15 protein-coding genes are annotated in these 21,531 nt (G+C 60.3%); 10 read left to right on the forward strand and 5 right to left on the reverse strand.

Going from position 1 to position 21,531, the window contains the following annotated elements; translation table 11 throughout:
• Positions 1-333: 333 nt before the first annotated feature.
• A complete protein-coding gene (locus ACQR1W_RS12885) occupies positions 334-1,152 on the reverse strand; it encodes an AfsR/SARP family transcriptional regulator (RefSeq protein ID WP_434851100.1) in 819 nt (272 codons plus the stop codon).
• An 847-nt stretch (positions 1,153-1,999) separates the two neighbouring features.
• Positions 2,000-3,835, reverse strand: coding sequence for a DUF885 domain-containing protein (locus ACQR1W_RS12890; RefSeq protein WP_434851101.1), 1,836 nt, complete (start codon positions 3,833-3,835; stop codon positions 2,000-2,002).
• 292 nt (positions 3,836-4,127) lie between these two features.
• On the opposite strand from ACQR1W_RS12890, the gene ACQR1W_RS12895 reads away from it, so the two are divergent.
• From ACQR1W_RS12895 to ACQR1W_RS12925, 7 genes are all read left to right on the forward strand, one after another.
• Positions 4,128-4,787: a YybH family protein gene (locus ACQR1W_RS12895; protein WP_434851102.1), complete on the forward strand. Its 660-nt coding sequence runs from the start codon at positions 4,128-4,130 to the stop codon at positions 4,785-4,787.
• A gap of 128 nt (positions 4,788-4,915) precedes the next feature.
• Entirely contained in the window at positions 4,916-5,818 is a 903-nt protein-coding gene (locus tag ACQR1W_RS12900) for a DUF6073 family protein (protein ID WP_434851103.1), read from the forward strand.
• Positions 5,819-6,049: 231 nt separating this feature from the next.
• A complete protein-coding gene (locus ACQR1W_RS12905) occupies positions 6,050-8,170 on the forward strand; it encodes an MMPL family transporter (protein WP_434851104.1) in 2,121 nt (706 codons plus the stop codon).
• Positions 8,167-9,078: an outer membrane lipoprotein-sorting protein gene (locus ACQR1W_RS12910; RefSeq protein WP_434851105.1), complete on the forward strand. Its 912-nt coding sequence runs from the start codon at positions 8,167-8,169 to the stop codon at positions 9,076-9,078. Before ACQR1W_RS12905 ends, ACQR1W_RS12910 begins: the two co-directional genes overlap by 4 nt.
• Entirely contained in the window at positions 9,063-10,874 is a 1,812-nt protein-coding gene (locus ACQR1W_RS12915; RefSeq protein WP_434851106.1) for a di-heme oxidoredictase family protein, read from the forward strand. The genes ACQR1W_RS12910 and ACQR1W_RS12915 overlap by 16 nt, the downstream gene beginning before the upstream one ends.
• Positions 10,871-12,304, forward strand: coding sequence for a di-heme oxidoredictase family protein (locus ACQR1W_RS12920; protein ID WP_434851107.1), 1,434 nt, complete (start codon positions 10,871-10,873; stop codon positions 12,302-12,304). Before ACQR1W_RS12915 ends, ACQR1W_RS12920 begins: the two co-directional genes overlap by 4 nt.
• Positions 12,301-12,945, forward strand: coding sequence for a glutathione S-transferase family protein (locus tag ACQR1W_RS12925; RefSeq protein ID WP_434851108.1), 645 nt, complete (start codon positions 12,301-12,303; stop codon positions 12,943-12,945). Before ACQR1W_RS12920 ends, ACQR1W_RS12925 begins: the two co-directional genes overlap by 4 nt.
• Before the next feature lie 518 nt (positions 12,946-13,463).
• Here the strand turns inward: ACQR1W_RS12925 and ACQR1W_RS12930 are convergent.
• Positions 13,464-15,179 carry a jacalin-like lectin gene (locus ACQR1W_RS12930; protein WP_434851109.1) on the reverse strand — a complete coding sequence of 572 codons (1,716 nt, stop codon included), beginning with the start codon at positions 15,177-15,179 and terminating at the stop codon, positions 13,464-13,466.
• A gap of 370 nt (positions 15,180-15,549) precedes the next feature.
• Here ACQR1W_RS12930 and ACQR1W_RS12935 point away from each other — a divergent pair, with 370 nt between their 5' ends.
• Together ACQR1W_RS12935 and ACQR1W_RS12940 are read left to right on the forward strand one after the other, a co-directional pair.
• Positions 15,550-16,581 (forward strand): alpha/beta fold hydrolase, encoded by a 1,032-nt coding sequence (locus ACQR1W_RS12935; protein ID WP_434851110.1) that lies wholly within the window; start codon positions 15,550-15,552, stop codon positions 16,579-16,581.
• Between the two features lie 15 nt (positions 16,582-16,596).
• Positions 16,597-17,544 carry a fatty acid desaturase gene (locus ACQR1W_RS12940; protein ID WP_434851111.1) on the forward strand — a complete coding sequence of 316 codons (948 nt, stop codon included), beginning with the start codon at positions 16,597-16,599 and terminating at the stop codon, positions 17,542-17,544.
• Between the two features lie 5 nt (positions 17,545-17,549).
• Here ACQR1W_RS12940 and ACQR1W_RS12945 read toward each other — a convergent pair whose 3' ends face one another.
• The gene (locus ACQR1W_RS12945) at positions 17,550-18,155 is read right to left on the reverse strand and encodes a TetR/AcrR family transcriptional regulator (protein ID WP_434851112.1); all 606 of its coding nucleotides are present in this window, start codon (positions 18,153-18,155) and stop codon (positions 17,550-17,552) included.
• Positions 18,156-18,345: 190 nt separating this feature from the next.
• On the opposite strand from ACQR1W_RS12945, the gene ACQR1W_RS12950 reads away from it, so the two are divergent.
• Positions 18,346-20,457, forward strand: a complete 2,112-nt coding sequence (locus ACQR1W_RS12950; protein WP_434851113.1) for a tetratricopeptide repeat protein — start codon at positions 18,346-18,348, stop codon at positions 20,455-20,457.
• Here ACQR1W_RS12950 and ACQR1W_RS12955 read toward each other — a convergent pair.
• Positions 20,454-21,488, reverse strand: coding sequence for an LLM class flavin-dependent oxidoreductase (locus ACQR1W_RS12955; protein WP_434851114.1), 1,035 nt, complete (start codon positions 21,486-21,488; stop codon positions 20,454-20,456). The two genes, ACQR1W_RS12950 and ACQR1W_RS12955, sit on opposite strands and share 4 nt — an antisense overlap.
• Between the last annotated feature and the right edge of the window lie 43 nt (positions 21,489-21,531).

Here is a 21,531-nt window from a genome sequence, read left to right on the forward strand (position 1 = left end):
GTCCAAAACGCCGTACAGCCTTTTTCTTACCAGGGCGAAAGCTTCGTCAGGATCGGAAACGGCGAAAGCCTCGTCCCCCGGACTCTGCTGTTCATGCCAAACATCACCCCGCCATACGCCCGACGCTCCCTGGCGCGGCTCCCGCCAAAATCGAAGACGAAATGATTGAATCACATCGGTAGGATTGCGGGGCATCAGCGCTGCTCGTGCTTACGAAGACAGACTAATCCTCTCGGGTTGGGAGAAGATCGCCGCTGAGTCTATTACCGATACCGACGAATGAAGTTTTCGATCTCGATGAAATCACGGTCTCCTTTTGTGAAGACCGGTATTTCAGTTAGAGAGCGATTTAGGTGAGCCGAACTGAGCTTGAGCGTATTCTCGGATATTGGCGAATAATTCACCCGAAAGAATCTGCCCGTATAGTCGCTCGGTCTCGGGCATAGGTGCGATATTGAGCTCGGCTCTCAGCAAGGCTACGAGCCTCTTATAAGAGCGAACGGCTTCAACACGTTGACCGTTGAGGACGAACAGCAGCATGACATCGCGCTGAACGCTTTCGCGCAACGGGTCTGTCGCCAAAATGCGACGACCGAAATCCAAGGCGCGTTCGTATCGCTCCTGGATCGCCGCGGTACGCATCAGTTCGAATGTGCTGCGGACGAAAAGACAATGCAACCTTTCCCGTTCTTGCAGAATCCACTCGTCGTCGCAGCCGTCGAGAAAGGGGCCTACATATGCATCGACGGCGGCGCTGATTTCCTGTATTTCCGTTTCGGCCAGCGCGCCCGATTGGTGCTGCCTCAGAACCCGTCTAGAGGCAGCTTCCAGCGCGTGGGTGTCGATGTGGAGCGATTGCGATTTCTCGAGGATGACGTCTTCACCGATGGTGACGAGTCGGCGGGAATTGCCGACTGCACCGAGATCCAACATCTTCCGAATCCGCCAAATTGCGGTGTTTAAAGCCGAGCGAGCCTTGTCAGGGTCGATTTCGCCCCAGAAGAGATCAGCAAGACGTTCCCGACGGTGCACGCGTCCGGAAAACTCAAACAGATAGCAGGCGAGGAGGCGCCCAGCCGGCCCGAGGTCAGGTTTTACGATCGTACCGTTGGCCGAAAAGGAAATTCCACCCAGCAATGTAACATTGAGCATGGCAACCCCACAAAACAGCGCATGCCTGAAACAATCTGAAGTCTATCAATAAGTATGATTGCAACCAATACCCAAGAAAAGGCCAATCAGTCACGGTGGGATCACGACACAATAGACGCAGACGGGAATCTCGAAGGGCGATCCCGAGCAAGGTAGTCGCGCCACGCAGTTTCCCAGCTATTGGCGGGGAGAGACGGCTGGCTGCAAGTTATTGATGTCTAGAACATTTATTGGAATCCCTACCTCTCTGCCACTTTATAATATCTTCATAATATCCTCGAAAAGGGGCCGCCGAATAAGGACTTTCTGCATATCCGAGTTTGCCGGCTGCCCCCTTAGTGTATCCCAAGCGCAAGTCAATTTGCCGCGGAGAACCCGCGGAGGGAAGCCCGATATGGCGACGCACATTGCTAAATCAGGAAGTTCGCGCCAGGACAGGATGAGTCCAGCGGGGCGGATGCTCAGTTTCTAGGAATTTCGGCTCCAGCCTTCCGTGCTCTTTCGGTGCGGTATCCAGCGGCCAACCGCGCGCGTCCGCGCTAACCGGCTGCAGACGTACTCAGCGGCGCCGATGAGGACATCCCTCTCTATTGTGCTGTCTGATCGATCGATTTCGCAATTCGAATGCGTCTGCTCATTTCGCGTCTGTTTGTGAGTGATAGCTCTGCAACGACCTTTCTGGATGAGCTGTCGCGCGACCAGCGATTAGTGACCTTGCGGGTGACTTGTGACTACCCGAGCGCTTGGCAATCGCATGATGCACTTCCCAAGACGATCCATAATCCTCGACCCATTCGCGCTGTCGTGAGCAATTGTCCATTCCTAGATCAAGGCAAACCCGACGGGCCTACGCCTTGTTGACAATGAACTCACCGATGACCCGGTCAAGCACCGTCAGAGGCATTGGACCTCTCGAGAGAACCGCATCATGGAAGGCCCTGAGATCGAAGTCCGGACCAAGCGCTTTTTGAACCCGCCTTCGCAGTGAAAGCATGACGGCCTTCCCCGTCGTGTAGCTGGACCCAAGGCCAGGCGTCACGCAGCAGCGGTCGCTTTCCTGTTCGGCGATCGCATCCGGCATGCCGAGGTGCGTCCGGAAATATTGCAAGGCTTGATCACGAGTCCACCGCCTGGAATGCAGGCCGGTGTCGGCCGCGAGGCGGCAGGCGCGCAGCAGTGAGGCAAAGAGGTAGCCGATCTCGCTCATCGGATCGTCGCCGTAGAATCCGCTCTCGTCCACCAACTGCTCGGCGTAGAGCGCCCATCCCTCGCCGTAGCCAGCAAACCACAACGTCCTCGTCAGTAATGGAATATCGAGGTTCTGCAGCGCGAGTGCACTTTGCAGGTGATGGCCAGGCGTAGATTCATGGATCAAGACCGAGGCGACGCGCCATTTTGGCCAGATCGCAGGATTGAGTGCAAAATAGCAAACACCCGGGCGTGAGCCATCGAGACTGGCATCTTCGTAGTAAGCATCAGGCCCCGTCTGCGAAGCGGCGCGGATCAGCGCCTCTGCTTTTGGCAGCTTTCTAAATCTACTCGGAAGCCATTCTCGAATCTTGTCGCGCAACGCCTCCAAGTCGGTCATTAGAGCCTTCCTGCCTTCGTCGGAATTCGGATAGCGGAATGATAGGTCGTCGAAGATCTGATACAGACGTTCTCCCACCGTTCCGTGCGTCAAACCCTGTTTACGGAAAGCCTGCATGAGACGATCTTCGATCTTTCGCGACGTCTCAATAGCAAGCGTGTGAAGTTCGTCGCTATTTTTTTCCGTTGATGTCGTCAGCCTCAGCAGGGCGGCATAGAGTGCCTCCCCGCCCTTCACGCTCCATAACCCTGCATCGCGCCTGGCTCGCGGCCTCAAGCTCGATAAGAGCGCGATCTGGCGGTTCACCGCAGGGACAATCGCATCGTCCCAAATCATCGTCATCTTGCGCAGATGCGAATCTGCCACGGCACGACCGGCAAGCGATCTCACAGGAAACGACATCGGACCCGGTGTGACTGCAAGCTCGCTCAGTTGCCGGATTGTGGCCTCGATGACAAAGTCAAGAGGCAAGAGGCCGCACTCGGAGTCGTGACGGAGGCGCTCGGAGTCCTGATCAAGTGCTACAGCGAAGATCTCCAGACGGCTCAAATAGGCCTCGAGGTCTTCCTGATCTGCAAGGTGATGCTTGCTTATGAGTAATTCGGGAACCGATAGATAAGAACCTTCCATATGCGTGATGGCATAAGGCCGACCGGTCACGGCACCGAATTGCCGATTGACCTCGTTTTCGGCCACAAGCCAGGACATGATGACGTCGTGATTGATCGCGTCCTGTCCGGTGAGTGCATTCCGATCGATCTCGCCGATCTGTGCTCGCCAACTCTGAATGCGTCGTCGATCCTGTTCGCTCGCAGCGACCGATCGATCGTTGAGCTCGAACTTGGCCTTCGTCCAACGTGCTGTCCTATCGAGCCCGAGCGTTGTCACGAGCTCGGGCAGCCTTCGCAATCGCTCGTTTGCAATGAGATCCAGGAGGTGCTGGAGCCTCTGACCTTCAGAAGGCAGCGCCGCCGCAGCGAACATAGCATATGCAGGAGAAGCCGCAGCCAGCAGAGAGACGTTTCTGAGGACCCCTCGACGCGTAACTTGGCCGTCCTTGAACGTTCCCGCTCCGGCATAGCGCTCATCGGGCATTCGATATCCCTTTGCTTGTTGACCCAAGAGCGCTGCTCTGGCTCACGCTTGAGTTTAATCGTCCATGGCACGGGGTTCAATCGTGAGCGAGGCGGCCGCATGGACTTGCCGTGAGTGTGCCGTGAGCCACTCCAGAGTGAAGAACTAGGTTTCGCAGAGGCTGTTTAGATTGCCACCGATGATATTATTGTAGGAATTGATCACGTCTTTGGTGACACGTGTCTTCGATCCTGCGCATTGACAGCGCCCACCGCGTTCTCCCTTGCAAGTTCCACTAGCTGGAGACAGACAGATGGTCCTCACCAGAATCACCGCAATCGTTTTCACGTGCGGGCTCACGTTCGGCTCGCTTGCCTACGCGGCGGACGAATTCGTGAATCCGCCAGCCTCGGGACAACCTTCCAAGCTGGCACCAATACCACGCCTGGAGCAGCTATCCACGCAACTGCCTTCGGCGACACAGCGCAACAGATTCTCGGAATTTGCGGTTTCGCTGACAAGACCCAATGCAGCTCTGAATTCAGATTATGTCGCGATTAGGAGCGTCGTGGACGGCGTGATCGACGCCTTGAGCAAACGCGACGTCGCGAAGATGAGCGAGTACTACTCCAACGATCCGCAATCAACGTTCTTCGGCCCGGTGCTCTACGATGAAACGGGACACATGGTAGGAGCGCAGGCACGCAGCGAATATTTCAAAGGACTCGCGACGGGTCTCTCGTTCTTCAAGAGCGTTTCCGTCAGGCGCCACGACGATGAAATATTCCGAATTGGGGACCCTATCTCGCTGTGGACGGCCACCGGTGACAATTTGGTCGTTTGGAAAGACGGCCGTCAGGTTACGCGACCTTGGCGCTGGACCATGGTGCTCGAAAAAACCTCGGATAACAAATGGATGATTATCCACGAACACACGTCCTTTGGCGACCCAAGCGTCACGCCAAGCCAGTAACGCGGAGAAAAGCAATGCGCAGCATGTCAACAAATCAGAATCTGACGACGCTTCTCGGCCTCTTCGCCCTCGTTGCCACGTCGCTCCCGGTCCGGTCCGAACAGGTCGGAAAGGAGGTCGAAAAGGCCATGACCTCGAGTCTGGTCGAGCGATATCAGTCGATGTCCGACAAGGATCTCGCTGGTCTGGCGTCGCTGCCAGTCAAGCGGCTCGCCCTTCCGACCGCGGGCGTGGATATCATGCGGGCAATCGTGGAGGAGACCTATACCATCGCTGGCGTCGGCAGGGACACGGTTCTGCTGACGGGCTGGATCGCTGTAAGACACGACTCGCCGCGGCTCATTAAGGGAGCAACGAAGCTCCAGTGGGGTTCGGCCCAAATCGACACAGAGTTCGTGGGACTTTCTCTGAAGGGTCGCAGCCCTCTCTTCGGCGACGTTTTTGTCACATTGAACTCGAATGAACCGTCCCTCGGCGTCGTCGGCGCATGGAACTCCGACGACATACCAAAGCAGGCGCAGCGGCTCGAGCAGATGATCCAACTCGCGCAGCAGCGCGTCGCACCGGGCTTTGGCGGGGTCGACGTCCTGATTGAGCCGAAGGACGGCGCCATTCAATTGACGCCACGACTGCCTGATGGCCGTGATCCAAGCGCGCCTGTTCCTCTCAAGCCGGGTGAACAAGCGCCCGCTTTCGCGCCGATCACCCCAAAGGCATCCTGTTCGCTCGCCTTCGCAGCACGAGCATGCAACTGTGCGGCCAACCTGAACATCTTGGTAAGCCTGTCCAATCTCGGACTGAACGTCACGACGGACGGACCGGTCTACATGTACTCCAGCGTCGAAACGATACCGCCGGTCGGCTACACGGCAACCGTGACGCTGACGCCGACGGATTTGGTCGCGGACGGTCGGAGGGTCGGCACCCTCGAGCATGCCGCAGTCAAGTTCCGCGAATTGGTGGAGCACATGTCGCTTGATCCCGCGGCTGATCCCGAAAAGCGGCTGAGCGAGGAAGTAGCAAAGCAGTAGCCCTGCGTTGCAAGACAGGCCATCCCCGTTCTCGGGGGTGGCCGAAGCGGGGCGCGAGACCGACAGACCTTCCTTCTGGCTGAGATGCAAGGCGCGGCAATGCCCACGAGAGACGGCTGCTCCGATACCTTCGAAGGATCTCATTTTCTCGCAGCTCTCGCCGGACATTCCTGCCTTCGGCCGTGGGCCCTGCTCATCGTGTTTTCGATTGTACTCGCTGGCAGCGGCTTCATGGCACGCGGCGTGCTGATTGATACTTCATCGCAGGTATTGACTGCGGGAGGGCGCCATTCGCAGCGCGCGCCAGATCGCGCCGAAAAATTGGTGCTGCTTCTGCGATCAAAGGACGATAGCGAAATCAAATATGAAGCCGTCGAGGGCAGTATCAAGACATTGGAGCGCCTGGTTGGCATTCAGCCGACCGCGATTACATCCATCCTCTCCTTGCCCGAACTCGCGGTCCAAGGTGACTCGATTGTCGCCGAGACCCCACTTCAACTCCGCCATCTAGACGGAATTGGGAAAGACATACGCCGTGCTCTGCTGAATGAAAGTCGGACTGAGACCCTCATTGTCGCCACGCTCGATCAAGAGCCGAGCCCAGAGCTACTCGCGAATATTCGGAGTTCTTTGAATGAAGTCAGAGGTGCCGAGTACGACATTCTGGTGGGAGGCGATGCTGCGGCGAGGGCCGAACTGAGCACGGCAGTTATCACTGATCTGCTGGTGCTTGGACCATTGACGGCTCTTCTGCTTTGGCTCGTGCTCTATAGCTATTACGGTTCTGCTTTGCTGGCGGGAACTATCCTCGGAGAGTCTACGGCCAGCGGCATTGTCACCGTCGGGGTGATGGCACTGCTCGGCGAGCCGATCACGATCATGTCGGTCATGCTGCCTGTCATTCTGCTCACGTCCGGCATTGTCGACGACATGTACTTCATTGACAGAGTCTTGCGCCTGGCAACGATCGATTCTGTTGATTTCAAAAGCGCCATATTTCGTGGGGCTCGGTACACGGCCAAGCCGGTCTTCCTCGGCTCGGCGACTGCCGTCGCCGCCCTGCTTTCACTCTCATGGTGCGGCGTCCCCGCCCTTGAGTCGCTCGCGCGCGTCGGATCGGTCGCCGTCTTCGTCAGCTTCGTTGCCACGTTCTCCTTAATGCCGGCCATGCTAATGCTGCTTCCGCGCAGCACCATGCGCGCGACCGCCAGAAGGTTGAGCGATCGCGTTGGGGACCGATTGGTCCACCGGCCCGGAAAGCAAAGAGCGCTTTGTATCGTTGGCTCCGCAATGATTCTCGTCGTCGCCGGCCGACTCGCTGCCAGTGCGATACCAATCAACGATAGTTGGATTCACAATCTGCCAACTGGTGAAACCCGCGATCTGTCGAACATCGCTGATCAACAACTGGCCGGAGGCTCGATCGCCGAGATACAGATTGCGTTCAAGGGCATCTCAATCTGGTCTCCACCAGCCATCCTGGAGCTGCTACGTCTTGCGGACCGCGTAAGGGGCTTGCCAAAGGTTCGGTCGGTATGGTCTCCGGCTGAGGCGCTCGTCAATCTGCTTGCGACGTTGGCGGGCCGCGACGCCGCTTCTCAACGCAGTGCATGGGTCGAAGGAAGAGAGAAGCTCGGCGATTCGCAGGCCGATCAACTGGCGTCGCTTTTGTCGTCCACGAGGCTGCCGTTTATGAGTCCACTCCAAGTTCGCAGGGCGGACGCGGCACCGCTGGTCGTGGCAATCAAGGATGCGGATGCCGTCGCATTGCGGACCATCGTCGCCTCTCTCCAACCCCGCCCCGAAGATCGGGTCGATACGAAACTCGTCCTGAGTGATCCGATCTGGCGCAGCCTGGAGATCGTCGACTCGCTCGTGAGAACGAGTACCAGCGCCGTGATTGATGCAATCATGCTCGTCACAGCCGTGGTCCTCGTCGTTATGCGATCGTGGCGACTGGCAGTCGTTGCCGGCCTGAGCGTCGCAATCGCGATTGCCGTCATCTACGTCTGCCTCTGGATCTGCGGCGCCTCGTTGGGTATCGCAACAGCTCTTTTCGCTCCGCTCGCCGTGGGGTTCGGAGCAAATTCCGTGACCCACTTGATTGCGGAGTTCGATGCATGCCCGGTGGGTTTCAGTGAAAGGATGGCCTATAGCCAATCCCATGCGATGCCGGCATCAGTGGCAGGAAGCATGGCCGCAATCCTTGGCTTCTCTGCTCTGCTATTGTCTCGCATTCCTGCAAACCAGGCGATGGCGGTGTTGATAATCGGCGGGCTGCTGACGTCGGCCGCTGCGGCAGTCGTCACAGCGCCTGCATGCCTTCACATGCTATACGGAAGATTGCGATGAGGGGCCTGACCCGAGTCGGCCTTTGTCTCGCGACTGCAGCTGTCGGTAGCCTTTTCGTGCGAGCGGCAGCAGCCGGACCGGACGAGACGGAGGCGTTCCAGCTTGTATCCAAGTTCAATCATCGCAGCCTTGGAGAAGCAGGAATCCAGCGGGTGACAATGCTCCTCAAGCGTGGGGACCTGGTATCCCGTCGGTTCGAGATCGTGCGCATATTCTCGCAAGGCGTCGACTCCATTAGGACGGTCGTGACCCTACTCGAACCGGCCTCTCTAGCCGGGCTTGCTTACAGGATTTTGGAATACAACGATGAAGTCCGTCGGGGTGAAGTTCATCTCTATTTGCCTGCCGGGACGCGCACCGTCATGCAATTGAAGCCCTCCCGCTTTTTCGAAGGGCTTTTGGGCGCTGATTTCTCATACGACGATCTCCGCTGGCGCTTGCCTGAGGATGGATGGACGTATCTGTCCCTTGGGCGACAAGCTTCCGGCAACCGCAAGATACATAAGATTCTCGGTTCGCTATCCCGCGACGACGGGAACATCGCCTTCCCTGCAACGGTGCTGTGGCTCGACGATGATACCGGCTTTCTGCTGCGCCGAGCGTACTATCGAAATCTAGCGGATTATCGCGACAATAGAGTTCCAGACAAGGTTCTCGAAGTAGCCGCAAGCCGATGCATCGACGGCGTCAACACGCCCGTTACCATGGTCATGACGTCCGCAGATGGCGATGTGTCGGAACTCCGTCTGCGCACTGCGGTCTACCACCAGAAATCAGTCGACTGGGAAAGATTGTCGACGATCGCGCTTCCTGGTGCCGCTGACTGGGTCAGGTCATTGCCAAGCGTGCAAGCTACGGAGATGGACTCTTCGAATCTGCGGAGTGTGGAGCTATGCGAGCATCCCTGATCGCACTGGGCTTGCTGCTCGGGATCGCCAATCAGACGAACCTCGCCCAGGCACAGATCAGCGCCGGCGAAAACGATGTTTACGGCTATGGAATTCCTTATCCTTTCGTCCATCTGAGACACGGTTCGGCTACGACGCCAGGGACTTCTGCATTCTTGGCTGAAAACGATCCCTTTGCGCTCTACTGGCGAGGCCGCGATCTCGTGCAACGAGTGTATACGGAAGCCGATGGCGCAATGACTAGGGCGGGGGAAATGGGCGGGCCGCTCTATGTTGCCGGGCACGCGTCGGATCGAAGCCCCGAGCCTCCTCGCATGCATCGCGACCATGCGGCATCTTGTGGAATGTGCCATGCTGTTCCGTTCGCTGAGCCAGGCAGCGGACCTGTGATCGCTTCCACCGGACCAAGAGGACGCGACACGCCGCATTTTTTTGGCGCTGGTCTCGTCGAGGCGATCGGGGCGCAAATCCGAGACACGATACTTGCTTCCTGTGACCGATTGAGAAAGGGCTGGATTTCTAAGACTGACGCCATCGCCGGCTGCCAGGCGCTGGTTCGGCCTACAGACACCTCTCTGCCTATCGACTTCGGCAACATCCGACCTGACACGCACGGGATCCCCGCGCTAAATTCGAGCATCCGAGTGTGGTTCGTCGATGCCGCTGGGCTTCCTATCGATGCCGCCGGATTGAACGACGGCAGGGTCGCGGGCTTTGATTTTGCCGTCGACGTCTTCGGATGGGGACGCGGCACCAGATCATGGCCTGACGGCCGCGTGACGAGCGAGGGCGGGGAGGCTGCCACCGTGCGCGAGTTTGCCACCTTGGCCGCAGACGCGCATATCGGAATCGGCTCGGACGATCTCACGCAGGTTGGGCATCGCTTTTCTGCCGATTCGATTGGCGGAAGAGCAAACATATCGCTGTTCGGCGCGCTTCAGTTCGATCTGGGTGCCGTCCATGCTGAAGACCCGTCATCCCTCGACTCTGGCTTGTCGGCACCTCCCTCAACGACGCGCCTGATGTTCACTACCGGTGATCTTGATGCGATCGAGTTCTATATGTTGCATCTGCCGCCCCCGGCCATTCTTGAATCGCCCGAAAGCACACGCGGAGAGGAGGTGTTCAAATCCATTGGATGCGGGCAATGTCATATCGATCGATGGACCGTCATGGATGATCGTCGGCGCTTTGTCGTTGAGCCGCTGACACGTGTTAGCGGAAAAACGTCCCGTATCGAATTGTCTTTGAACAGGCACAAGGCGCAAAAGCCGACGGATGTTCGGGTTTTTTCCGATTTTCGTCAATGGGATATTGGGACCGCGTTCTACGAGCCCAGGTTCGACGGAACAATTCAAACAGTGCATCGCACTGCACCGTTGTGGGGCGTTGCGACGACGGCTCCCTATGGTCACGACGGTCGTTTCGAAACCCTTGAACAGGTCATTCTCGCGCATGGGGGAGCTGCAGATCATGCTGCTCGCGCGTTCGAACGCCTCCCAGAGGAACAGCGCAACGCCGTCATAGCGTTCCTGCGTTCGCTTCAGCTATATCCGACCCTCCAGACCCCTGCCGACATCGATGGCGACGGCGTCGCCTCTGAGGATTTCAGGGTCGGCAGCGTTCGTGTTGGGCGAGAAGTGTTCCAACCGCGCTTTCTGTTCGTGGGTGGCCTTGATGTCGATGTGTTCTGCTGCGTACCGCTGTCCGACGGGGGCATGCGACCATTGTTCAAGCCGCGGTCGTCCACATCAGCGTGGGGGACGCCGAACATCCCGTCTGGAGAGCGCAAATGAAGATACTCGCGCTTACTATGTCAGCGTTGCTATCAATAGGCGTCACGGCGGCAGGTGCCTCCGAGACGGTCGCCATAGACCCGTCCTGCCGCTTTGATTCTCCCGAGTGGACGAAATTTGAGCGCGGGCGGCAATTGTTCCTGAAGGAATGGCCGCGCAGTGAAGGCTTTGGCGCCATTCGGTACGATCCGCACGTCGATCACGTGACAAATTCCTGTTCGACGTGTCACAACCATCCAAGAGGAACGGCCGGCTCTGGTGGAAATTCGCCGGGTTACGGCGGCTTGGGACGAAACACGCCGGACCTATTCGGTGTTGGGAACCTTGAGGCGATCTCCGAATACATACGGGCGTCGATAATAGCGAAGTACAGCTCGAACGGCAGATTCATCACGAAATCCGCCCTGACCGGCGAACGAATTCTGATCGAGGCCATGCCTGGCGTCGTCGTCGATTTTGGAAGCCTGTCACAACGGTCCGATGGCCTTCTCGACGTCGATCCTTCCCTCGTGGTTTGGTTTGTCGACAGAGATGGAAAGCCATTGCCGCCGACGGATGAGACAGGGGCGCATCGCGATATTGGCAGCCCTGATGTCGCTGGATTCGATTTTTTTCATGGTTTCCCCGGTTGGGCCGCATCCGATCATCAATACCCGACCATCCGCATGTTCGTGCTCGGCGTATGGAAAACGATCTTCGGACTTCCATTTACCGATGCTCTGACCAGACCCATCAGTTCCGGCGAGGTATGGGCAGGACGCTCCGTCAGCGGGCGTCGCCAGCTCACGATTCAATCGGTTGAGCAGGCAGGCAACGTCACCGGGCCCAATTCTTCAGATGTTGACGCGATTGAGCATTTTCTGCTCAATCATCCCAGTCCGGCACGGCGCGCAGCCACACCGGAGATCCAACGGGGCGAGATGCTCATGCGGGAAATGGGGTGTACATCATGTCATACGCCTTCCTGGCGGGTTCCCGCAGCACTAGATTTACGCTTCGCCGAATGGTCGGTCGAACTGGACCAGTCCAACAATCTCTCTCGTGTCAGCATTTACAAACCTGTGGGCGAATATCACGTGTTCGACGGTATCTTCAGCGATCTACGCTACCACGATCTCGGAGATCGCTTCCGTGAATATGCTTGGATCAACGATCATCTCGCAGTCCGAACCAAATTCAAGACGCCTCCATTGTGGGGTGTATCGAGTACGGCCCCTTACGGACATGATGGCCTCAGCCCGACTCTCGATGCCGTGATCAGGCGGCACGGCGGCGAGGCTGATGCGGCAGCCCGTTCCTACGAAGCCGCAAGCGAGGCCGACCGTGATGCGGTTCTGCGATTTTTGGAAGGTCTGGTGCTGTTCTCGATCAACGATGCACTTGAATTCAAATGCGGAAGCAATGCCTCCAAAGCAAGGACGCGGCCATGAGCACTCAGACTGTCCAACTGCTCGGCTTTCCTCCCAGCACCTTCTATCAAACTGCTGCACTCGTCCTCACCGAAAAGGGCGTCGCCTTCGAAACGAACATGCCGGCTTTGGCCGACCCGGACTATGCCAAAATCCATCCTTGGCGGCGCGTCCCCGTCCTTGTTCATGATGAGATCACTATCTTCGAGACGCTTGCGATTGCAGTTTACGCGGATTCCAGATTCGAAGGTCCTGCCCTTCAACCGTCGGAAATGTTGGGGCGCGCCAGAATGTTCCAATGGATATCGGCATTCCTCGACTATGGCGTCAACAGCATCCTGGAGTTCTCCGTCCGCGAACGCTTCCTCAAGGCCCTGCGAAATCAAACGGCGGACGAGGCCATCGTCGAGCAACATCGCCCGGCGATGAATTATTTCTGTACGCAACTGAACCGTGGCCTTTCGTCGGCATTTATCGCCGGTCCGTCGATATCGATCGCGGATCTCTTCCTCATTCCCGTGATGATCTATTTCGGGAACACGCCCGAAGGACGGGAAGCGCTGGCAGCCAACTCGAACGTGATGCGCTGGCTAGACGTCGTTAAGAAGCGCCCTTCCGTGACTGCGGTCTGTCCCCAGGTCGATTGGAGAATTGACGCGTGAGGGGCTCATGGAGGAGGGAAAACAGCCCTACAAGAAGCCTGTCGGCAGATCTGCGGGTGCCGACGTATCCGCGTCGTTCCGGGCCGAAGCGGCCGCGTTCATCGCGATTGGTCATGTCGATCTTCACGTTTCAAGAAGATCCTGTGAATCGGCGCCCAACATTGACCCTTCACTTTTGAGATCGATCAATCACTTAGGACGCCAATCGACGTTCGGACCCCAGCAGTTTTGGTGTGTCCGAGAATGGCTCGGGCGGTGAGAGGCCGGTGAGCAGCGGTGAGAGCCACAACTCGGGCCGAGACCAGCCGCCAAAGATAAGCAATGCAACAGATCTGCAACACGAAGTAGGTAAGTTATTGATTTGGAATGCAGCAGAACGGTTTCCTAAACCGTAGGTCGCATGTTCGAGTCATGCCGGGATCGCCAGCCTTCGTTTAAGAAGGCACGCCCCTATTGTATCCGTTGATCGGAGATCGACGCCGCAACCGAAATCGATCGCGGCGCCGTGTGGGCTCGCATCACTGCGCGAGCGTCCAGGTCTGGGTGGCTGCGCCGGAAGCGGTCGCGGTCAGGAGCTGGTTGCCGAGCGAGGTGCCGTTCATGCCGATCACCTCGGCCGGATAGCTGCGCACCGCGATGGTGCTGGTGGACGCGTCATACTTGAAACGCTGGTTGTTGTTGCCGGTGCAGGTCCAGATGATGAGCTGGGCGCCGTCGCCATAGGTGCCGTTGTTGTCGAGACAATAATGCGGATCGGCCATGCTGCGAATCATGCCGGTCAGGTCGTCATAGCTCCAGGTCTGGTTGACGGCCCCGCTGCACGACCACTGGATGACCGCAGTGCCGTCGGCCATGGTGCCGCCATTGACGTCCATGCACAGCGATGAGCTGCGGTTGATGAAGCGCTGTGGCTGGCGCGCCGGCACGGCGCCGGTGTTCACCGGTGCGTAGACCACGCCGAGCTTGTCCACCTCGTCGCCGGACCGCCCGTGGAAGCCTGCGATCTGCCAGCCGGCGGGCGCGGTGTAGGTGGTGCAGCTTGCGGTCGTGGTGCCGCCCGACAGGTGGCGTCCGGCACTGGTGGCGAAATTGATGGAGAACACGCGGGTGTGGCCCTGATACTGGTCGATGCAGAGATTGACCGAGCTCAGCACTTCGCCGCTGCCGAGCGTCAGGGTTTGTGCGGTGCCGCCGGTGCCACCATGCGAGAATACATAGCCGTTCGAGAGAGCGATCTCGACATGATCGACACGGTTGCCGGTCTGGATCGTCAGCTGCTTGACCACGGGTGTGGAGGGCAGTGCCGAACTGTCATTGTAGCTCGTGCCATGCGGGCCGCCGAACTGGTCGCTCAGCGCGAGATTGGCTGCCGTCGCATAGCTCCAGTCCACCTCGATCGGATGATGGTCGGACAGCTGCGTGCCGAAGCTGTCGACGGCGTCCTGGTGGTCGACATAGGCCTTCGCCTGCAGGTTCAGGAAACCATTGCCGCGCCACAGCACCTTGTCGACGATCTCGCAATCCGGCCGCGCGGTCTGCGACGAGCCGCACACCAGATCGCCGCTACCGACAGCCGGCACGCTGCCGCCGCGGATAGTCTGGATCCAGGCATCGCTGAAGCCGCGGTGCAGGAACTCCCAGATGTTCTGGCCGACACGAGTATAGCGCGTATTGGTGTCCCCATAGACCAGGACCGCATTGCCGGCAGAGTTGGCCTCGATATAGCTGACGATCTGATTCACATCCGAAACGCTGTCGGTGAGATCGGTCGAGGAGGTGCCGGACTGTGCGTGCAGATTGTAGACGTCGAGATAGGTGCCCTCGGCGAGGCGGACGCGAATCAGCGAAAATCCCTTTGGCGTCAGCGCATCGGAATCGGCGCGGTTGGTCCAGGTGACGCGATCGAGATCATCGAACCAGAAGCTGCTCATCGTATTGAGCCCGTCACCGATCCCGGCCGTGCCTGAGGTCGGCGTCCGATAAGGGTGGTTGTCGCAGGTATCGTACAGCGTCGCGTGCCAGAGGAAGTCCTCCTGCACGTTGACGATATCGAACGGCTTGACGTAGCAACTGATGATCTGGGTATGCGTGTTGTCCCAACCGTTATAGGCGGTCGGCGTCCCCGCGATGTTGTAGCTCAACGTACTGAATGAGCCGCTGCCGGCGTAGGACTGGCTGGATATTAGCATCGCACCGCCAAAGGCGATCGCGCAGGCGAGATGGTGCAACTTCATTGTTCGAGCTCCCCTCAAGGCGTGGTGAAGAGAGCTCGCGACATAGCTCGCGCGATTTATCATCGCGATGAAGCTTGGAAGACGTTTTGGTTGCGAGGTGGTCAAAATATGTCAATGCAATTAAAAGATGTGTTCTTAAATGTCACCGATCCGATCTGCTGGTTCCTCCGGCGCGACCGGTCCGCCCTTCAAGTCTGATGTTCAGGCCGTCTTGGTGCGCCGCGGCCGCGCGCCGAGCGCCCCATCGCCTGGTCAGCGTTGAATTGAATTTGGGCGTGACAGCCTCTCGATATAATGTACGATACGTCCAGTTATGGTGATGCTGGACGCGACGCCGCGGGGGCTGGACGTTCAGGGGCGGATTCGAGGCATGGCTGACAGCGGCGACTATCAGATCTTCGAAGCGGGCGACGTGGCCCTGCAGTCCGGCCGCGTGTTCCCATCGTTGCGCCTGGCCTACAAGACTTATGGCGCGCTTAACTCCGCCAAGGACAACGTCATCGTCTATCCGACGTCCTTCGGCGCGCAGCATTCGGATATCGACTGGCTGATCGAGCGTGGCGGCGCCCTTGATCCAGACCGCTATTTCATCGTCGCCCCGAACCTGTTCGGCAATGGATTATCGTCGTCGCCCTCCAATTCGCGAGAGCAGCTTGGCGAGGCACCATTCCCGCTGATCAGCTACCACGATGCGGTCGCGGTGCAGCGCCGGTTGCTGGTCGAGCAATTCGGCATCGCCAAAATCGCATTGGTGTACGGCTGGTCGATGGGCGGCATGCAGGCCTATCACTGGGCGGCCTGCTACCCTGATATGGTGAAGCGCGCCGCCGTCGTCTGCGGCAGTGCGCGCTGCTCGCCTTACAATGCCGTCTTTCTCGAAGCGGTGAAGGCAGCGCTCACCGCCGATCCCGCGTTCGTGGATGGCCGTTTCACGCGCAAGCCCGCAGCAGGGCTGCGCGCGATGGGGCGCGTCTATGCGGGCTGGGCGATGTCCTACGAGTTCTACCGCGATGAGACATGGCGCGAATCCGGCTTCGGCTCGCTGGAGGATTATCTGGCCGCCAGCTGGGATACGGCCTTTGCGCATCGGGACGGCAATAATCTGCTGGCGCAGATCGCAACCTGGCAGAATGGGGACATCAGCCGCTGCGCAGCGTTCGGCGGCGACCTCGACCGGGCGCTTGTTGCGATTCGCGCTCGCATCTTGCTGATGCCAGGACAGACCGACCGCTATTTCGATGCCAGGGACAACGAGGCCGAGCTCGGCAGGCTGGTCAATGCCCGCTCTGCCGAACTGCGCCCGATCCCTTCGATCCACGGCCATCGTGCCGGCAATCCGGTCCGGATTCCCGCAGATCGTGCCTTCATCAACGCGGCGGTCTCAAACCTTTTGCAGAGCTGATAGGAGCGCGGGTTCATGAGTTTGGTGCACGCTGTCGATACGCCAGTCCGGCAGAAGCCGCTGACCGCGGCGATGCTCCGCGGCCTTTCAACACGGTCCGATCGGCAGGGCGCAATGCGCACGCTCAGCCATTATGCGGCGATCGCCGTGACCGGGTCCCTGATCTGGCTGGTCTCCTCGCGCGTTGGCGTTGTCTGGGCGCTGCCGCTGATTCTGGTCCAGGGCTTTCTCGTCGCCTTCCTGTTCATGGCGGTCCACGAGACGGCTCACAAGACCGCCTTCAAAAGCCGAGCGTTCAATATCCTGGTCGGCTATGTCTCCGGCTTCATCATCGCACTGCCTTACGACTACTACTGCCTGTTCCACTGGGAGCATCACCGCCACACCCAGGACCCTGATAAGGACCCGGAGCTGATCGTCGGGCCGAAGCCGCGCACCGAGACCCAGCTTGCGATCGCCTATTCGGGCTTGCGGCAGCTTGCCGGCCGCGTGGTCCTGATGCTGGGTCACGCGCTGACCGGAAAGGTGACCGTGCCCTGGGTGCCTGAGAACAAGCGCGCAGCGGTCGTGCGCGAGGCGCGCTGCTATGTCGCGGGCTATGCGCTGTTGCTGATCGCATCCGCCGCCTTCCACACGGCGCTGCTGCTATGGATCTGGGTGCTGCCGCTGTTGCTCGGCCAGTTGTTCCTGCGGCCCTATCTCTATGCCGAGCATACCGGCTGCGATTCGACGCGCAGCGCCTTCGAGAACACGCGCACCACCTACACGACCGCGTTCATGCACTGGTTCGCCTGGAACATGCCCTACCATGTCGAGCACCACGCCTATCCGTCGGTGCCGTTTCATGCGCTGCCGCGGCTGAACCGGATCGTGGACGGCGACATCGTCCATCGCGGCGCCGGCTATGTCGCCGTGACCCGCGAAACCCGGGCCTGGTTTCGCGCGCGTTTCGGTCGGGCCTAGCGCGCTCACGGCCTTGGCCTGAGCAGCGTGTCGACCAGCCGTCGGGCGGCCGCGGGCGAAAGCGGCGCGATGCCGAACACATAGCGGTAGAACAGGGTGCCATAGAGCGCGTCATAAAGATCCGCTGGCTGGCCCTCGGCGGTGATGCTGCCGTCTGTCTGCCCTTCCGCGATGATGTCGACGATGGCGCTGCGGCGGTGCTGCAGATAGCGGGCGAAAAACAACTCGGCCGATCCGGTGTTGGCGATGCATTCGGACACGACGGCGAGCTGGACGCGGCCGAATTCCCCACGCAGCGCCTCCGCATAGGCGGCCGCATGCCGCCGAAGCCGCGTTGCCGCATCGCCTGGGCCGGTCAGCGGCAGCGTCTGCGCCGCGCGATGCAGGAAGGCATCGACCAATAGCGCCTCTCGTGACGGCCACCATTTGTAGATCGTCATCTTCGAGACCTCGGAGCGGCGCGCGATCGCGTCGATGCTTGCGGCGGCAAGGCCCGCATCCGCCATCAGCGCATAGGCGCTCTCCAGGATGGCGGCAGTGGCCTCCGTCGAGCGCGGCCGGCCGCGCCGGCTGGTGGCTGCGGCTTTCCCGGCGGTCGTGCTTTTCGGCATCGGCGAACGTCCAGTCCCATTGTCGTGCGTGAGGCCCGCGGCCCTGCACGCGCTGCGCAAGCATCATCTCTCAACAAAGCCTTAACAGAATCGCTGCAGCCACGCTTCCTGCTTCACCATTTCCGCTTGCCTGAAACGCTGCGACCGACCGTTAAAGCTTCCGACGAAGGACGCAAGAACGAGCGAGAACATGGGTGTGGTGGCGGTCGATCGGATGCTGGTGAAGGCGGCGGAGCATTACAATGCAGGCCGTCCGCAGCCGGCCGAGGTGCTGTGCAATGACATCCTGACCTCGCAGCCGGACTATCTGCCGGCGCTGCATCTCTCCGCGGTTATTGCCTTTGCCTCCGGACGCATGACGGAGGGGGCGGCGCTGCTCGGGCGTGTGTTCGATCTCGATCCGAACCACGTCCCGGCCTTGGATACGCTGGGTGATGCGCTGGCCGTGAAGGGCGAGCATGAAGGTGCGATCAAGGCGTTCGCGCGCGCCGCTGCGCTGCGGCCGCATGATGCCACGCGCCATGCCAAGCTCGGCAGCGCATTGGTCGAGCTGTCGCGGTTCGAGGAGGCCGAGGCCGCCTATCGCCATGCCCTGTCGCTTGCGCCGAATCTGACGCGCACGCGGTTCAACCTCGCGGTCGCGCTGACGCGCCAGCACAAATTTTCCGAAGCCGAGCAGGCCTATCGTGCGGTTCTCTTTGGCGATCCGGCCTATCCCGGCGCCTGGGTCGCGCTTGGGAGCGTGCTGGCCGAGCAGGACAAGTTCGACGAGGCTGTTTCGGCCTATCTGAACGGATTGGGCCTCGATCCGAATGACGCCGCGATCCACAGCGCACTCGGTTCGGTACTGTTCAGGCAGGACCAGTTCGAGGATGCGATCGTCCATTTCCGCCGCGCGATTGCGCTTGCGCCGGGTGATATTGCTGCGGTGGCGCTGCTGGCCCATGCCCTCCATGAGGCCGGCCACGCGGAGGAGGCCGCCGAAACCTACCGCCGGGCTTCGATCCTCGATCCCGCCGACGTTGTCGTGCTGAGCAATCTCGGCGCCTGTCTTTGCCGTCTCGGGCGGCTCGAAGAGGCCGTAGTCGCCTGCGAGCGCGCTTTGGCACTCAAGCCCGATCACGCGCCGGCGCACACCAATCTCGGCATCATCTATGAGAACCAGGGTGATGCCGAGGCGGCCGTCGCCGCACACCGGCGTGCCATTGCCGCCGATGCGGCCTATGCACGCGGTCACGCCAATCTGGCGGTCGCGCTGCGCAACACCGGGGATCTCGACGAGGCGCTCGCAGCGTCGCATCAGGCGGTTGCGCTTGCGCCGGACAATGCGTTGACCCGTTACAACCACGCGCATTTCCTTCTGATGTGCGGCGACTTCAAGAACGGCTTCGTCGAGCATCAATGGGGCCGCAGGTGCAGGAGCCTGTCCGACGGCATGCCGAGCTTCGCCGAGCCGGAGTGGCAGGGCGAGCTGCTCGAGGGCCGCACGCTGCTTCTGTTCGCCGACTATGGCATCGGCGATGCCTTGCAGTTTGTTCGCTATCTGCCGATGGTCGCGGGCAAAGGCGGCTCGATCGTGCTGCAGGTGCAGCCTGCGATCGCATCGCTGTTGCGGCCGATGCCGGGCGTCGCCGTCGTTGCCCGTGGCGAGCCGCTGCCGCATTTCGATCTGCAGCTTGCGCTGATGGATCTGCCGCGCATCTTCGCCACCACGCTCGAAACCATTCCGGCCGATATTCCCTATCTGCAGGCTGATCCGGTGAAAGTCGCGCGCTGGCGGGCGGAGCTTGCCAAGACGCCGCGGCTGAAGGTGGGCGTGGTCTGGGCCGGCAATCCCCGGCACAAGGGCGACGGCCAGCGTTCGCTGGCAGCCGAGGCGGTGCTGCCGCGCCTGATCACGCCCGGCATTCAGCTGTTCAGCCTGCAGAAAGAGCCGCGACCCGCGGATGCGCAGGTCTTGGCGCAGCTCGGCAGCGCGGTCATCGATCTGGCACCGGCGCTCGGCGATTTCGCCGATACCGCCGCCGCCGTCGCGGCCCTCGATCTCGTGATCTCGGTCGATACGTCGACGGCGCATCTCGCCGGCGCGCTGGGCCGTCCGGTGTGGATGCTGCTGCCTTATGCGCTCGACTGGCGCTGGCTGCGCGATCGCGAGGACAGCCCCTGGTATCCGACCATGCGGCTGTTCCGCCAGGAGAAGCCGCGGGCCTGGGACGGCGTGCTGACGCGCGCCGCCGCCGAGCTGGGGCGCGTCGTGGCCGGCCAGCGCGAGCTGATCTGGCCACGGGCGATGCGGAGCTAACCGGCGAGCAGCTCCTTCACCAGCGGCACCACCTTGCGGCCATAGAGCTCGATGCTGCGCATCAGCTTCGCATGCGGCAGGGGCCCTGCGGAATATTTCAGCTGGAAGCGCGACAGCCCGAGCGCCTTTACGGTCGTGGCGATCTTGCGCGCGACGGTCTCGGGCGAGCCGACATAGAGCGAGCCGTGGTCGGCCTCCTGCACGAACTCGTCTCGGCCCATCGGCGGCCAGCCGCGCTCCTTGCCGATCCGGTCGCGCATGATCTTGTAGTCCGGCCACAGCTCCTCGCGTGCCTGCGCATCGGTCTCGGCGACGTAACCCGGCGAGTGCACGCCGATCGGCCCGGCCTCGCGACCGAATTGCTTCAGCGCGCGATGATAGAGCTCGACATAGGGCGCAAAGCGCTGAGGATCGCCGCCGATGATCGCGAGCATCAGTGGCAGCTCATAATGGGCGGCGCGCACCACCGATTCAGGGCTGCCGCCGACGCCGATCCAGGCCTTGAGCCGGCCATGCTCGACCGGAGGATAAACCAGCTGATTGCGCAGCGGCGGCCGCAGCTTGCCCTCCCACGTCACGGGCTCCTGCGCGAGCAGCGTCACGAACAGATCGAGCTTCTCCTCGAACAGCTCGTCGTAGTCCTTCAGATCGAAGCCGAACAGCGGGAAGGATTCGGTGAAGGAGCCGCGCCCCAGGATCACCTCGGCGCGGCCATTGGAGACCGCATCGAGCGTCGCAAAGCGCTGGAACACCCGGATCGGATCGTCCGAGCTCAACACGGTCACGGCAGAACCGAGACGGATGTGCTGCGTTCGCGCAGCAATCGCGGCCAGCGCCACTTCCGGCGAGGAGATCGCGAAATCGCCACGGTGATGCTCCCCCAGCCCGATGAAGTCGATGCCGAGCTCGTCGGCGAGCACGGCTTCCTCGACGACGTCGCGGATCACCTGGGCGTGCGGCAGCTGGGCTCCGTCCTCCTTGCGCGTGACGTCGCCGAATGTATCCAATCCAAATTCAAGCTGTGTGGTCATCGGACGCTTTCTACTTTTGGGACGGCCCCGCGCTCATCGCAAG

This window comes from Bradyrhizobium sp. HKCCYLS1011 (assembly GCF_051167795.1).
GTDB lineage: Bacteria > Pseudomonadota > Alphaproteobacteria > Rhizobiales > Xanthobacteraceae > Bradyrhizobium.

What these genes read in the sequence shown, in the direction of transcription:
- ACQR1W_RS12940 (WP_434851111.1), top strand. Translation starts at nt 16,597, where the DNA reads ATGAGTTTGGTGCACGCTGTCGATACGCCAGTCCGGCAGAAGCCGCTG.
- ACQR1W_RS12920 (WP_434851107.1), top strand. Translation starts at nt 10,871, where the DNA reads ATGAAGATACTCGCGCTTACTATGTCAGCGTTGCTATCAATAGGCGTC.
- ACQR1W_RS12900 (WP_434851103.1), top strand. Translation starts at nt 4,916, where the DNA reads ATGACCTCGAGTCTGGTCGAGCGATATCAGTCGATGTCCGACAAGGAT.
- ACQR1W_RS12945 (WP_434851112.1), bottom strand. Translation starts at nt 18,155, where the DNA reads ATGCCGAAAAGCACGACCGCCGGGAAAGCCGCAGCCACCAGCCGGCGC.
- ACQR1W_RS12950 (WP_434851113.1), top strand. Translation starts at nt 18,346, where the DNA reads ATGGGTGTGGTGGCGGTCGATCGGATGCTGGTGAAGGCGGCGGAGCAT.
- ACQR1W_RS12925 (WP_434851108.1), top strand. Translation starts at nt 12,301, where the DNA reads ATGAGCACTCAGACTGTCCAACTGCTCGGCTTTCCTCCCAGCACCTTC.
- ACQR1W_RS12915 (WP_434851106.1), top strand. Translation starts at nt 9,063, where the DNA reads ATGCGAGCATCCCTGATCGCACTGGGCTTGCTGCTCGGGATCGCCAAT.
- ACQR1W_RS12895 (WP_434851102.1), top strand. Translation starts at nt 4,128, where the DNA reads ATGGTCCTCACCAGAATCACCGCAATCGTTTTCACGTGCGGGCTCACG.
- ACQR1W_RS12905 (WP_434851104.1), top strand. Translation starts at nt 6,050, where the DNA reads ATGGCACGCGGCGTGCTGATTGATACTTCATCGCAGGTATTGACTGCG.
- ACQR1W_RS12910 (WP_434851105.1), top strand. Translation starts at nt 8,167, where the DNA reads ATGAGGGGCCTGACCCGAGTCGGCCTTTGTCTCGCGACTGCAGCTGTC.
- ACQR1W_RS12935 (WP_434851110.1), top strand. Translation starts at nt 15,550, where the DNA reads ATGGCTGACAGCGGCGACTATCAGATCTTCGAAGCGGGCGACGTGGCC.
- ACQR1W_RS12955 (WP_434851114.1), bottom strand. Translation starts at nt 21,488, where the DNA reads ATGACCACACAGCTTGAATTTGGATTGGATACATTCGGCGACGTCACG.
- ACQR1W_RS12885 (WP_434851100.1), bottom strand. Translation starts at nt 1,152, where the DNA reads ATGCTCAATGTTACATTGCTGGGTGGAATTTCCTTTTCGGCCAACGGT.
- ACQR1W_RS12930 (WP_434851109.1), bottom strand. Translation starts at nt 15,179, where the DNA reads ATGAAGTTGCACCATCTCGCCTGCGCGATCGCCTTTGGCGGTGCGATG.
- ACQR1W_RS12890 (WP_434851101.1), bottom strand. Translation starts at nt 3,835, where the DNA reads ATGCCCGATGAGCGCTATGCCGGAGCGGGAACGTTCAAGGACGGCCAA.